Origin of the sequence: Methylorubrum sp. Q1 (assembly GCF_004683995.1) — a bacterium.
GTDB lineage: Bacteria > Pseudomonadota > Alphaproteobacteria > Rhizobiales > Beijerinckiaceae > Methylobacterium.
On sequence record NZ_SRHQ01000022.1, the window covers coordinates 95,178 to 108,340 of the forward strand.

At 67.1% G+C, this 13,163-nt stretch carries 10 protein-coding genes; 8 read left to right on the forward strand and 2 right to left on the reverse strand.

The genetic code is table 11. From position 1 onward, the window contains the following. Positions 1 to 520: 520 nt before the first annotated feature. Together E4V01_RS19650 and E4V01_RS19655 are read right to left on the reverse strand one after the other, a co-directional pair. On the reverse strand, positions 521 to 1,423 hold the full coding sequence (locus tag E4V01_RS19650; RefSeq protein ID WP_135299489.1) for a DNA-binding response regulator: 903 nt from the start codon (positions 1,421 to 1,423) through the stop codon (positions 521 to 523). After that, positions 1,416 to 4,631, reverse strand: coding sequence for a hybrid sensor histidine kinase/response regulator (locus tag E4V01_RS19655; RefSeq protein WP_135299498.1), 3,216 nt, complete (start codon positions 4,629 to 4,631; stop codon positions 1,416 to 1,418). The genes E4V01_RS19650 and E4V01_RS19655 overlap by 8 nt, the downstream gene beginning before the upstream one ends. Positions 4,632 to 5,078: 447 nt before the next feature. Here E4V01_RS19655 and urtA point away from each other — a divergent pair, with 447 nt between their 5' ends. The 8 genes from urtA to E4V01_RS19695 all read left to right on the forward strand — a co-directional run bounded on the left by urtA (position 5,079) and on the right by E4V01_RS19695 (position 12,865). Further along, positions 5,079 to 6,332, forward strand: a complete 1,254-nt coding sequence (gene urtA, locus E4V01_RS19660; protein ID WP_135299490.1) for an urea ABC transporter substrate-binding protein — start codon at positions 5,079 to 5,081, stop codon at positions 6,330 to 6,332. Between the two features lie 110 nt (positions 6,333 to 6,442). Then, entirely contained in the window at positions 6,443 to 7,369 is a 927-nt protein-coding gene (gene urtB, locus E4V01_RS19665) for an urea ABC transporter permease subunit UrtB (protein WP_135299491.1), read from the forward strand. A gap of 13 nt (positions 7,370 to 7,382) precedes the next feature. Continuing rightward, complete coding sequence (gene urtC, locus E4V01_RS19670; RefSeq protein ID WP_060770726.1) at positions 7,383 to 8,564, forward strand: urea ABC transporter permease subunit UrtC; 1,182 nt, start codon at positions 7,383 to 7,385, stop codon at positions 8,562 to 8,564. Between the two features lie 11 nt (positions 8,565 to 8,575). Continuing rightward, positions 8,576 to 9,364, forward strand: coding sequence for an urea ABC transporter ATP-binding protein UrtD (gene urtD, locus E4V01_RS19675; RefSeq protein WP_060770725.1), 789 nt, complete (start codon positions 8,576 to 8,578; stop codon positions 9,362 to 9,364). Positions 9,365 to 9,434: 70 nt separating this feature from the next. Further along, positions 9,435 to 10,124, forward strand: coding sequence for an urea ABC transporter ATP-binding subunit UrtE (urtE, locus tag E4V01_RS19680; protein ID WP_060772322.1), 690 nt, complete (start codon positions 9,435 to 9,437; stop codon positions 10,122 to 10,124). Positions 10,125 to 10,135: 11 nt separating this feature from the next. Continuing rightward, positions 10,136 to 11,152, forward strand: coding sequence for an alpha/beta fold hydrolase (locus E4V01_RS19685; RefSeq protein WP_060770724.1), 1,017 nt, complete (start codon positions 10,136 to 10,138; stop codon positions 11,150 to 11,152). A gap of 163 nt (positions 11,153 to 11,315) precedes the next feature. Next, positions 11,316 to 12,545 (forward strand): formamidase, encoded by a 1,230-nt coding sequence (gene fmdA / locus E4V01_RS19690; RefSeq protein WP_060770723.1) that lies wholly within the window; start codon positions 11,316 to 11,318, stop codon positions 12,543 to 12,545. Positions 12,546 to 12,547: 2 nt separating this feature from the next. Further along, positions 12,548 to 12,865, forward strand: a complete 318-nt coding sequence (locus E4V01_RS19695) for an FmdB family zinc ribbon protein (RefSeq protein WP_135299492.1) — start codon at positions 12,548 to 12,550, stop codon at positions 12,863 to 12,865. The last annotated feature ends 298 nt before the right edge of the window (positions 12,866 to 13,163 follow it).

Below are 13,163 nucleotides of genomic sequence, written 5' to 3' on the forward strand. Positions count from 1 at the left end.
ATCGGTCCGAGGCGCGGCCTTCCTGGCGGTGCGCCGGATCGGCATAGGCAGCCTCGGGCGCGGCACGATTTCTACCCGAACGAGACGGCGGCCTGCTTTCCCCTGGAATGCGGCGAAGGCATGACGCCTGCGCCGTACACCCCTGCATGCGCCGCCTCAAGTCGCATGCCCGGCCCGTACGCGAATTGAAGAGCGATTTGGCCGATTTCACGCCTTGAGAGGTCGTGTTCGGGCCTCGCCGGCCCATCGGGAACCTGCCTCAGCGGGGCGGTTGAGCGGGCTTCGGGCGAGCCCTGCCGCTTCGCCTTGCAGCCTGGGCGGCCCTATGGGCCGGTTTTCGAACGAGGGAATGACGCTCAGGAGCCGTATCCGATCCCGTTGCATCAGGCCGGCGTCTCTCGATCATTGTTTTGGCGCGCACTCCGACGAACCGGGCACCACTTCGTCGGAATGCGCTCTATCAGGACGAGCCCTGGATCGCTTCGGCTTCACCTCGCGATGACGAGCGTGCTTTGGCGGGTCAATCCAGATCGCGCAGGTGCCGCGCCGCGACCGCCGCGGCGGCGGTTCGGTTCTCGACGCCGAGCTTGGCGTAGATGCCTTCGAGGTGCTTCGTCACCGTGCGGGGGCTCAATCCCAGGATCTCGCCGATGTCGCGGCTCGACTTGCCGCGGGAGAGCCAGAGCAGCACCTCCGCTTCGCGGCCGGTGATCGGCAGGCGCTCGCGCAGCCGTTCCAGCCCGGCGGCGGCGGGATCGCCGGAGAGGCGCAGCAGGATCTCCGGCCCGGTGCGGCCGATGAAGCTCAAGGTGTGGATTCGCCCCTGCGCGTCGGTGAGCGTGAGGGGTGCGGCGGCGCCGGCCAGGCATTTGGCCAGCCAGTCGCGTCCGCTCGGAGGAAGGCTCAGCGGCTCGCTCGCTCCGAGCGCGGCGAGCACCTGCGCGGCCTGCGGCGTGCACCACAGGACCGCGCCCGCGGCATCGACCGCGAACAAGGTGCGCCCGGCGGTGTCGAGCGCCGCCCGGGCGCTCTGCGCGGCCCGCGCGCTCGCGAGATGGACGCGGATGCGCGCCAGGATCTCGTCGGGGGCGATGGGCTTGGTGACGTAGTCGGTCCCGCCCGCGCCCAGGCCCTTCACGATGTGCTCGGTCTCCGACAGCCCGGTCATGAAGATGATGGGGACGTGGGCGAGATGGCCCTTGGCCTTGAGCCGGCGGCAGGTTTCGAACCCGTCCATGCCCGGCATCACCGCGTCGAGCAGGATGATGTCGGGGGTGATCTCCTCCACGAGGTCGAGGGCGAGGTCGCCGCCCACCGCCACCAGCACCGTGGCGCCGGAGCGCTCGATCGCCTCGGTGAGGAAGCTGAGCGTGTCGGGGGAATCATCGACGACGAGGACGATGTCGCGCCGCGTGTCAGGCATCGCGGGCCAGCCCCTCCAGAACGCCGACATAGCGGCGCATGTCGTAGGCCGTCACCAGCCCGCGCATCTGCGCGATGAAGGCGGGCGGCACGGCGGCGTCGGTCTCCAACTCGGTGAGCTTGGCCTCGATGCCGCGCACATGGCCGATGCGGCCGAGACGCAGCAGCGCGGCGACGTGCTCGGCCGGCACGGTTCCTCCGCGCGCCGCATCGTCCTTCGCGGCTTGGGCCGGACGCTCGGGGCGCATGATCGGGCGGGTTTCCGGGGTGGGGCCGGGCAGCGGGCGGGCGGTACCCAGAAGCCCGGTGATTCTCTCCAAAAGATCCTGCATGTCGAACGGCTTGGCGATGATGTCGTCGTGCGGCGCATCCGCGCCGCGGCTCGGGCTGATCTCGTGGACGTTGGCCGACATCATCGCGATCCGGGCGGTGAAGCCGGTCTCTCGCAGCGTTCGCGCCACCTCCCAGCCGCTCATGCCCGGCATGGCGATGTCGAGCAGGATCAGGGCCGGCTCGCGCTCCCTGGCCAAAGCGAGGCAGGCCGGACCGTCCGGCGCCTCGGCGACCGTGAAGCCGAGGGGCTCCAGAATTTCGCGCATCAGCGCGCGGTGGGCGGAATCGTCGTCGGCGACGAGAACGAGGCGGCCCGGCTCGGACAAGGCGGGCCGCATCACCGCCGCGGGGGCCGGGACCGCCGCGGGCGCGGGGCGGTTCACCGAGGCCAGCATCAGCCGCACCCGGAAGCAGGTGCCCTCCCCGACCCGGCTCTCGACGGTGATCTCGCCGCCCATTACCTGCGACAGCAGATGCGCGATGGTGAGCCCGAGCCCGGTGCCGGGCGCCGCGCGCGCGGCGGGCATCGAGCCGCGCTCGAACGGCTCGAAGATCCGGCCGAGATCGGCCTCCGGAATGCCGAGCCCGGTATCGCGGATCGTGAAGACGGCGACCTGTCCGCGATAGGTCATCTCCAGCGCGACCTCGCCCTGGGGCGTGAACTTGATCGCGTTGGAGAGGAGATTGAGCAGGATCTGGCGCAGGCGCTTCTCGTCGGTCGCCACCACCGCCGGCAGGATCTCCGGCCGGGTGAAACGGAACGTCAAGCCCGCGCCCTCGGCCTGGAGCCGCACCATGTCGACGATCTGGGCGAGGAAGTCGGCGAGCCGGATCTCGTTGCGGTGGGTCTGGAGCCGCCCCGCCTCCATCCGCGAGATGTCGAGCAGGCCGTCGATCAGCCCCGAGAGGTGCTGTGCGCTGCGGCGGATCACCCGGATGCCGTTGCGGCGGGGTTCCGGGATGCTCGGGTCGCCTTCCAGCAACTGCGCGTAGCCGAGCACGGCGTTGAGCGGCGTGCGCAACTCGTGGCTGATGCCGACGACGTAGCGGCTCTTGGCGAGGTTGGCGGCCTCCGCCGTCTCCTTGGCCTGCTGCAGCTTGGCGTCGGTGACCTTGTGGGCGGCGATCTCGGCCTCGTAGAGGGCGGTCTGGCGCGCGGTTTCCTCCTGCGCGACGCGGCGGCTCTCCTGGGCCAGCACGAACAGCCATGCGACCACGCCCAGAATCACGATCAGGATGAAGAACAGGCTGGTCAGCGCCGCGCGCAGGGTTTCCGCGTGCTCCGGATGCGCGGCGGCGGCACCCGCGTGGACGATGACGAGAATCAGCCCGATCACCGTGATCAGGGTCAGCATCAGCGCGAGGTAGCGGCCGAGCGGCGCGCCGATCCAGGCGGCGGTGCGGGCGGGCAGCACGCGGGCGAGCGCGTCGTGGGCCTGCACCTCCAACCGTCCGTGCGGCTTGCACAGGTCGCCGCAGCGGGCATCGAGCGAGCAGCACAGCGAGCAGATCGGCCCGGAATAGGCCGGGCACTGGGCCATGTCCTCGGCCTCGAACGGGTGCTCGCAGACCCGGCAGGTGATCTCCGGCCGGTCCCAGGCGGTCTGCGGGTCGCGGGCGAGGTAGCGCTTGCCCCCGGTCGCCAGGGCGATGGCGGGTGCGGCGGTGAAGGCGGTGGCGAGCGCCAGCATCGGCGCGAAGGGCTGAAGCGCGTCGCCGAACAGGCCGGCATGGATCAGGCAGCCGGCGAGCAGCGAGAGCACCATCGCCCCGGTCCCCACGGGGTTGATGGCGTAGAGATGCGCGCGCTTGAACTCGATGCCCGGCGGCGACAGCCCGAGCGGCTTGTTGACCGCGAGATCGGCCGCGAGCGCTCCGACCCAGGCCGAGACCACGCAGGCATAGAGCGGCAGCGTGCTCTCGATGGTCTTGTCGATGCCGAGTTCCATCAGCAGCAGCGCGATGGCGACGTTGAACACGAGCCAGACCACCCGGCCCGGATGGCTATGCGTGAGGCGCGAGAAGAAGTTCGACCACGCGATCGAGCCGGCATAGGCGTTGGTCACGTTGATCTTGAGCTGCGAGATCACCACGAACAGGCCGGTCAGCGCCAGCGCGACGCCGGGCGAGCCGGAGACGTAGCCGAAGGCGACCGCGTACATCTGCGTCGGCTCGGCGGCGCGCTCGGGCGAGACGCCATGGCCGAGCGCCAGCACCGTGAGGAAGGCGCCGAGCAGGATCTTGAGCATCCCCGGTACGATCCAGCCGGCGCCCGCCGAGAGCACCCCGACCCACCAGCGCCAATCGCCCCTCTCCTGGGGCGGCGGCATGAACCGCAGGAAGTCGACCTGCTCGCCGACCTGGGCCAGCAGTGCCAGCAGGATGCCGGACGCGAGCCCGAACAGGCGCAGGTCGAAGCCCGCGCCCGCGGCTTCCAGGCCGGGATAGTCGGTGAAGGCTTCGAACGGCACCGGCCCCGAGAGCCAGATGCAGAGGAGCGGCAGCAGGTTGAGGCCGATCCAGAGCGGCTGCGTCCAGAGTTGGAACCGGCTGATGAGGCGGATGCCGTAGACCACCAGCGGGATCACCGCCCCCGCGCTGACGATGTAGCCGATCCAGAGCGGCAGGCCGAGGCAGAGCTGCAGCGCCAGGGCCATGATCGCGGCTTCGATGGCGAAGAACAGGAAGGTGAAGCCGGCATAGATCAGCGAGGTGATGGTCGAGCCGAGATAGCCGAAGCCCGCTCCGCGGGTGAGGAGGTCGATATCGACCCCGTAGCGCGCGGCGTAGATCGTGATCGGCGCGGCGGTGGCGAAGATGATGAGCCCGACGACGAGCACGGCGGCGAAGGTGTTGGTGAAACCGGTGGCGAGCACCAGCGTGCCGCCGATGGCTTCCAGCGCCAGGAACGAGAGCGAGCCCAAAGCCGTCTGCGCGATGCGGAAGGACGACCAGCGGCGCGCCTTCTTGGCGGTGAAGCGCAGGGCATAGTCTTCCAGCGTCTCGTCGGCGACGAGGCGGTTGTAGTCCCGACGGATCGGGATGATGGACCGGGCGCTCAGGGGGCCGTCCTCACGATGGGCGGATCACCGGCTTGCAACGGATGTGCCGGCCGGATTGTCCGTCACGGCGGGGCACGGACATCCCTAACGCGCGGCGCTCACGGAATCGAGAGCGGCACGCTACGGTCCGGTCTGCCGGGCGGACATACGCAAAACAGCGTATGGGCCGTGACCCACCATCAAGCCTAGCCTTCCCCTCGGTCGAGCACGGCCGCCAACCGGCAGAGCCGTGCCGAGACAAGATACAGGGGTTGAGGCACGATGGCGGACGACAAGAAGGGCCTGGACTCGGCCCTGCGGCGCAAGCTTCTCATGGGTCTCGCGGGGCTTCCCGCGCTGGCGATGATGCCGCGGATGGCGTTTGCCGCCGCGCCGACCTCGGCCGTCAACACGACCGGGCTCGCGGTGACCGACAGCGAGGTCACGGTCGGCATCCTGCACTCGGCCACCGGCACCATGGCGATCTCCGAGACCGGCTCGATCCAGGCCGAGAAGCTCGCGATCGTCCAGATCAACGAGATGGGCGGCGTGCTCGGCCGCAAGATCAAGGTGATCCAGGAGGACGGCGCCTCCGACTGGCCGACCTTCGCCGAGAAGGCCAAGAAGCTCCTCGTCAACGACCATTGCGCCGCGGTGATGGGCTGCTGGACCTCCGCCTCGCGCAAAGCCGCGCTGCCGGTGTTCGAGCAGTATAACGGCCTGCTCTACTATCCGACCTTCTACGAGGGCCTGGAGCAGTCCAAGAACGTGATCTACACCGGCCAGGAGGCGACGCAGCAGATCCTCGCCTCGCTCGACTGGGTCGCCAAGGAGAAGGGCGCCAAGTCCTTCTTCATGGTCGGTTCCGATTACATCTGGCCGCGCACCTCGAACAAGATCGCCCGCAAGCACATCGAGAACGTGCTCAAGGGCACGGTCGCTGGCGAGGAGTACTTCCCCCTCGGCCACACCCAGTTCAACTCGGTCATCAACAAGATCAAGCTCAAGAAGCCGGACGTGATCTTCGCCGACGTGGTCGGCGGCTCGAACGTCGCCTTCTACAAGCAGCTCAAGGCGGCCGGCATCGACCTCAACAAGCAGACCCTGCTGACGATCTCGGTCACCGAGGACGAGATCGACGGCATCGGCGGCGACAACATCGCCGGCGCCTATTCCTGCATGAAGTACTTCCAGTCGCTGAAGAACCCCAACAACGAGAAGTTCGTCTCCGCCTTCAAGAAGATGTGGGGCGACAAGACCGTGATCGGCGACGTGACCCAGGCCGCCTATCTCGGCCCGTTCCTGTGGAAGATGGCGGTCGAGAAGGCCGGCTCCTTCGATGTCGACAAGGTCGCCGCGGCCTCCGCCGGCATCGAGTTCAAGGAGGCGCCGGAAGGCTACGTGAAGATCCACCCGAACCATCACCTCTGGTCGAAGACCCGCGTCGCCAAGGCCCTGCCGAGCGGCCAGTTCGAGGTGGTCTACGAGAGCCCCGAGCTGATCGAGCCGAACCCCTTCCCGAAGGGCTACCAGTAGTCGCGGACGCTCCGGTCCCCTCCCCGTGCGGGAGGGGACATCCACGACATGACGGGCGTGGCCCGACACTTGCTGCGCCCTCCCAAGATATTCCGCCGGAGTCACAAGCCATGTTCGGCGACTATTCGCTCGCAGACCTCAGCTCGATCTTCGTGATGCAGGGCTTCGCGGGCCTCATCCTGTTTTCCGTCTACGTTCTGATGGCGCTCGGGCTGGCGATCATCTTCGGCCAGATGGGCGTCATCAACATGGCCCACGGCGAGTTCATGATCCTGGGTGCCTACGTCACCTATCTCTGCTCGTCCTTCTTCCAGACCTACCTGCCCTCGCTGTTCGGCGTGTACTTCTTCGTCGCCATGGCGCTGGCCTTCCTGGCCTCGGGGGCGATGGGGATGCTGGTGGAATGGGCGCTGATCCGCCACCTCTACAAGCGGCCGCTCGACACCTTGCTCGCGACCTGGGGCCTCTCGCTGATCCTGCAGCAGGCCTACCGCACGATCTTCGGTCCGCGCGAGGTCGGCGTCGAACTGCCCTCGTGGATGATGGGCTCGATCCCCGTCACCGATTCCATCGAGGTGCAGATCAACGGCCTGTTCGTGATCGCGGTCACCACCGTCATCACCGTGGGCGTCGCGGTGCTGATGTACCGCTCGCGCTTCGGCGCGCAGATCCGCGCGGTGATGAGCAACCGCCCGATGGCGGGTGCCGTCGGCATCGATACGGAGAAGGTCGATCGCACCACCTTCGGCCTCGGCTGCGGCATCGCCGGCATCGCCGGCTCGGCCTTCACGATGATCGGCTCCACCGGGCCGACCTCGGGCCAGCTCTACATCGTCGACACCTTCCTGATCGTGGTCTTCGGCGGTGCGGCGAGCCTGCTCGGCACGATCGCCTCGGCCTTCTCGATCTCGCAGACCCAATCCACCCTCGAATTCTTCCTCTCCGGCTCGATGGCCAAGGTGCTCACCCTGCTCGCGGTGGTGGGAATCCTGATGTTGCGGCCGCAGGGCCTGTTCACCCTCAAGGTCCGTCGCTGAGGAGCGCGCCCCGATGACGAACCAGAAGACGAGCCCCATGCAGTCCCTGTCGAAGGCGGTTACCGTCAACGACAACCCCTTCATGAAGCCGGTCGAGTGGGTCAGCCTCGCGCTGCTGGCCGGCGTGATCCTCGTGGTCCTGCCGCTCGTGCTCGACGGCTTCCGCCTCAACCTCGTCGGCAAGTATCTCACCTACGCCTTCGTCGCGCTGGGCCTCGTCATCTGCTGGGGCTATGCCGGCATCCTCTCGCTCGGCCAGGGCGTGTTCTTCGGGCTCGGCGGCTACTGCATGGCGATGTACTTGAAGCTGGAGGCGTCCAGCGTCGAGAATACGAAGATCCAGTCGACGCCGGGCATTCCCGACTTCATGGACTGGAACCAGATCACGGAGCTTCCCTGGTTCTGGCACCCGTTCCAGAGCCTGCCGCTGACGCTGCTCCTCGTCGTCGCGGTGCCGGTGGCCTTCGCCTTCCTCATCTCGGTGGCGATGTTCAAGCGCCGCGTCGGCGGCACCTACTTCGCCATCATCACCCAGGCCATCGCCGCGATCCTGACGATCCTGATCGTCGGCCAGCAGGGCTATACCGGCGGCATCAACGGCATCACCGATCTGCGCACCCTCCATGGCTGGGACATCCGCCAGGATAGCGCGAAGTACATCCTCTACTTCGTCAACGGCGGCCTGCTGATCGGCTGCATCCTGATGGCGCAGTACGTGAAGAAGTCGAAGCTCGGCCGCATCCTCGTCGCCATGCGCGAGAAGGAGGACCGGGTCCGGTTCTCGGGCTACTCGGTGGCGGGCTTCAAGGTGTTCGCCTTCTGCCTCGCGGCGGCCTTCGCGGCGATCGGCGGCGCGATGTTCACCCTCCAGGTCGGGTTCATGTCGCCCTCCTTCGTCGGCATCGTGCCCTCGGTCGAGATGGTGATCTACACCGCCGTCGGCGGGCGCCTCTCGCTGTTCGGCGCGGTCTGGGGGACGCTGCTCGTCAACTTCGCCAAGACCTCCTTCTCCGAGTCCTTCCCCGACATGTGGCTGTTTGGCCTCGGCGCCCTGTTCATCGCCGTGGTGCTGATCTTCCCCAACGGTCTCGCCGGCATCTGGCGCGAGCACATCGAACCCCGCCTGTTCCGCAAGGCCAAGGGTCTGGCCCCCGTCGCCGGCCCCGCCCTGCCCCACGGCACCCCGGCCGAGTGAGGACGAAACCCATGAACGCGGCCATCCTCCCTTCATCCGCTCCGATCGGCACGCCCGCTGACGAGAAGGACTTCCTGCTGGCGGTCGAGGCGCTCACCGTCTCCTTCGACGGGTTCAAGGCAGTCAACGACGTCTCGTTCTACGTCGATCCGGACGAGATCCGGGTCATCATCGGCCCGAACGGCGCCGGCAAGACCACGGTGCTCGACCTGATCTGCGGGCGCACCCGTGCCAGCTCCGGCTCGATCAAATACAAGGGCCAGGAACTGACGAAGCTCTCCGAGAGCGCGATCGTCCAGGCCGGCGTCGGGCGCAAGTTCCAGACGCCCTCGATCTACGACGACCTGACGGTGTTCGAGAATCTCGAGATCTCGTTCCCCCGCGGCCGCTCGGTGTTCGGGGCGCTGACGTTCAAGCGCGACGCCGAGGTGCGCGACCGTATCCACGAGATCGCGCAGACGATCTTCCTGAAAGATCAGCTCGACGAGCGCGCCGAGTTCCTGAGCCACGGCCAGAAGCAGTGGCTGGAGATCGGCATGCTGCTGATCCAGGACCCGGAGCTGCTGATGCTCGACGAGCCGGTGGCCGGCATGAGCGTAGGCGAGCGCATCAAGACCGCCGAACTCTTGAACCAGATCATCAAGGGCCGCTCGGTGCTCGTCATCGAGCACGACATGAAGTTCGTCGAGGACATCGCCCACCGGGTCACCGTGCTCCACCAGGGCAAGGTGCTCTCCGAAGGGTCGATGGAGCGGGTCAAGAACGACCCGAAGGTCATCGAAGTCTATCTTGGTCACTGAGGGCGAACGGATCATGCTCCAGACTTCCCCCTCCCCCCTCGTGCCGCCGGTGATGCCGGGCACCCAAGCCATGTTGTCGATCTCCGACCTCCACTCGGCTTACGGCCAGAGCGAGGTGCTGCACGGCATCGATCTCGACGTCGCGCCGGGCGAGATCGTCGCCGTGATGGGTCGCAACGGCATGGGCAAGTCGACGCTCATGAAGACGCTCATGGGCATCGTGCCGACGAAGTCGGGCAGGATCACCGTGGACGGCACCGACGTGACCGCTCTGAAGAGCCATGCCCGCGTGGCGAAGGGGCTGGCCTACGTGCCGCAGGGCCGGATGATCTTCTCCACCATGACGGTGCAGGAGAACATCGAGACCGGGCTCACCGTCACCGGTTCCCGGAAGGTGCCGCAGGACCTCTACACGATGTTCCCGGTGCTGCTGGAGATGAAGGGCCGGCGCGGCGGCAACCTCTCCGGCGGCCAGCAGCAGCAGCTCGCCATCGCGAGGGCGCTTGCCAGCAAGCCGAAGGTTCTGCTCCTCGATGAGCCGACCGAGGGCATCCAGCCCTCGATCATTCGCGAGATGGGGCGTACGCTGAAGAAGATTCGCGACGAGCGCGGTCTGTCGATCGTCGTCTCGGAGCAAGTGCTAAGCTTTGCCATGGACGTGGCCGACCGGGTTCTCGTGATCGAGAACGGGTCGATCGTCCACGAAAGTTTACGTGCCGACATCGACGAGGCGCAGGTCGCCCGCTTCCTCTCGGTCTGAGGATCTTCGTGATGGCCGATTACGAGATCTTCGAACTCGGCGACGTCGTCCTGCAGTCGAAGCAGACGATCCGCGGTGCCCGGCTCGCCTACAAGACCTACGGCACGCTCAACGCGGCACGAGACAACGTCATCGTCTATCCCTGCTGGTATTCCGGCACGCATCTGGAGAACGAATGGCTGATCGGGCCGGGCAAGGCGCTCGATCCGGGCCGTTACTTCATCATCGTGCCGAACATGTTCGGCAACGGATTGTCGTCCTCGCCGAGCAACACGCCCGCCCCCTTCAACGGGCCGCGCTTTCCCAAGGTCACGGCCTACGACAACGTGGTGCAGCAGCACCGGCTGGTGACGGAAAAGTTCGGCATCGAGCGGATCAAGCTCGTGACCGGCTGGTCGATGGGCGCGCTCCAGACCTTCCACTGGGGCGCGATCTTCCCCGACATGGTCGAGCGCATCCTGCCGTTCCAGGGCTCGGCCAAGTGCTCGCGGCACAACTTCGTCTTCCTGGAGGGCGTCAAGGCGGCGCTCCAGGCGGATGCCGCCTTCGCCGACGGGTTCTATGCCGAACAGCCGCAGAAGGGCCTGCGCGCCGCCGCCCGGGTCTATGCCGGCTGGGGCTTCTCGCAGACCTTCTACCGGGTCGAGGCCGACCTGAAGCAGATGGGCTACGCCTCGCTCGAAGACTTCCTCGTCGGCTTCTGGGAAGGCTGGCTGTTGGAGAAGGACGCCAACAACCTGCTCGCCATGCTCTGGACCTGGCAGAACGGCGACATCTCCGCCAACGACCTCTACGGCGGTGATTTCCGGAAGGCGCTCGGCGCGATCAAGGCCAAGGCCTTCGTGATGCCGGCCTCGACCGACTTGTATTTCCCACCCGAAGACAGCGCCATCGAGGTCGAGCATATGCCGAACGCCGAGCTGCGCACGGTCGAGACCTATTGGGGCCACTTTGCTGGCGGCCCCGGCACTTCGCCCGAGGACATCAAGGTGTTGGATGCGTCGCTGAAGGAGCTGCTCGCCAGCTGAGCCATCCGCGGGGCGCCGCGGCGACCCGCCCGACCCGATCCGGCGCCGACCCGTGCCGGATGAACGAAGAACGACGACAACGATCCACGCGAGCGGCCGGACCGACACCGGACACGCAACGGGGACGGCTGCCTGAATTCCGGACAGTAAAGGAGAAAAGGAAATGCCCGAGACTCTGATCAAGGTCGATCTCACGCAGTCGGCCTATGACAACGACATGGTGCACAACCGCTGGCACCCGGACATTCCGATGGTCGCGACCGTGAAGCCGGGCGACGACTTCATCGTCGAGACCTACGATTGGACCGGCGGCTTCATCAAGAACAACGATTCCGCCGACGACGTGCGCGACATCGACCTGTCGATCGTGCACTTCCTGTCCGGCCCGATCGGCGTCGAGGGCGCTGAGCCCGGCGACTTGCTCGTGGTCGATCTGCTCGATATCGGCGCCAAGCCCGAGAGCCAGTGGGGCTTCAACGGCTTCTTCTCGAAGAACAACGGCGGCGGCTTCCTCGACGAGCACTTCCCCCAGGCCCAGAAGTCGATCTGGGATTTCGAGGGCATGTTCACCAAGTCGCGCCACGTGCCCGGCGTGCGCTTCCCCGGCCTGATCCATCCGGGTCTCATCGGCTGCCTGCCCGATCCGAAGATGCTGGAGACCTGGAACACCCGCGAGAAAGCGCTCTACGACACCAATCCGAGCCGGGTGCCGGCGCTGGCCACCCTCCCCTTCGGCCCGACCGCGCATATGGGCCGGCTGAAGGGGGACGCGAAGGACAACGCTGCGGCGACGGGCGCCCGCACGGTGCCGGGACGCGAGCACGGCGGCAATTGCGATATCAAGGATCTGTCGCGCGGCTCGAAGATCTACTTCCCCGTCTACGTGCCGGGTGCGGGCCTCTCGATGGGCGACCTGCATTTCAGCCAGGGCGACGGCGAGATCACCTTCTGCGGCGCCATCGAGATGGCGGGCTGGGTCCACCTCAAGGTCAGCCTGATCAAGGACGGCATGGCAAAGTACGGGATCAAGAACCCGATCTTCAAGCCGTCGCCGGTCACCCCGAAATACGACGATCACCTGATCTTCGAGGGTGTCTCGGTCGACGAGTACGGCAAGCAGCATTACCTCGACGTGACGGTCGCCTACCGCCAAGCCTGCCTCAACGCGATCGAGTACCTGAAGAAGTTCGGCTATTCGGGCGCGCAGGCCTACTCGATCCTCGGCACCGCCCCGGTCCAGGGCCACATCTCCGGCGTCGTCGATATCCCGAACGCCTGCGCCACGCTCTGGATTCCGACCGGCATCTTCGACTTCGACATCAACCCGTCCGAGGCCGGGCCGACGAAGTTCCTCGACGGCTCGATCCAGATGCCGCTCTCGCCGGATCTTTGATCATGCCCGTCTACGATTACGCCTGCGAAGCCTGCGGTCCCTTCACCGTGCTGCGCCCGATGGCGCAGTTCAAGGACCCGCATGACTGCCCGGATTGCGGCGGGGAATGCCAGCGCGCCTTCCTCACCGCCCCGCGGATCTCCGGCATGGATGCGGGCCTCAAGGCGGCCCACGCCACCAACGAGCGCAGCCGCCACGAGCCGCGGCGCTCCCGTAGCCATGGAGCCGGCTGCGGCTGCTGCTCGCCGAAGAAGACGGCGGCCGCACCCGCGTCGGCCAAGAGCTTCCCGAACGCGCGGCCCTGGATGATCAGCCACTGATCGAACGGCCGCCTCGGCGGCGGGCGCCCGGTGTGCCCGCCGCTCCCCCTCCGGGAGGAGGAATCGAACCGAAGAACAGCTCCGCGAGGGAGCCGCCGGCCGCGACACGACAAGCGGGACGAACCCTGTGGGCAGGTCGGTGCAGAGGACGGGTTGGGGACTGACGATGACGAAACGAGTGACACAGACACGGCCGAGGCGCAGTCGCGGCGTGAGAATCGGAACGGCGGGAGCCCTGCTGGCGGCAAGCCTTACCACGGCGACGGGCGCCCTTGCGCAGCAGGCCTCGCCGGTGGGC

Bases quoted from the DNA above. Each gene is read 5' to 3' on its own strand.
- urtE (WP_060772322.1), top strand. From the start codon at position 9,435: ATGTTGTCGATCTCCGACCTCCACTCGGCTTACGGCCAGAGCGAGGTG.
- fmdA (WP_060770723.1), top strand. From the start codon at position 11,316: ATGCCCGAGACTCTGATCAAGGTCGATCTCACGCAGTCGGCCTATGAC.
- urtC (WP_060770726.1), top strand. From the start codon at position 7,383: ATGACGAACCAGAAGACGAGCCCCATGCAGTCCCTGTCGAAGGCGGTT.
- urtB (WP_135299491.1), top strand. From the start codon at position 6,443: ATGTTCGGCGACTATTCGCTCGCAGACCTCAGCTCGATCTTCGTGATG.
- urtD (WP_060770725.1), top strand. From the start codon at position 8,576: ATGAACGCGGCCATCCTCCCTTCATCCGCTCCGATCGGCACGCCCGCT.
- E4V01_RS19695 (WP_135299492.1), top strand. From the start codon at position 12,548: ATGCCCGTCTACGATTACGCCTGCGAAGCCTGCGGTCCCTTCACCGTG.
- E4V01_RS19650 (WP_135299489.1), bottom strand. From the start codon at position 1,423: ATGCCTGACACGCGGCGCGACATCGTCCTCGTCGTCGATGATTCCCCC.
- E4V01_RS19685 (WP_060770724.1), top strand. From the start codon at position 10,136: ATGGCCGATTACGAGATCTTCGAACTCGGCGACGTCGTCCTGCAGTCG.
- urtA (WP_135299490.1), top strand. From the start codon at position 5,079: ATGGCGGACGACAAGAAGGGCCTGGACTCGGCCCTGCGGCGCAAGCTT.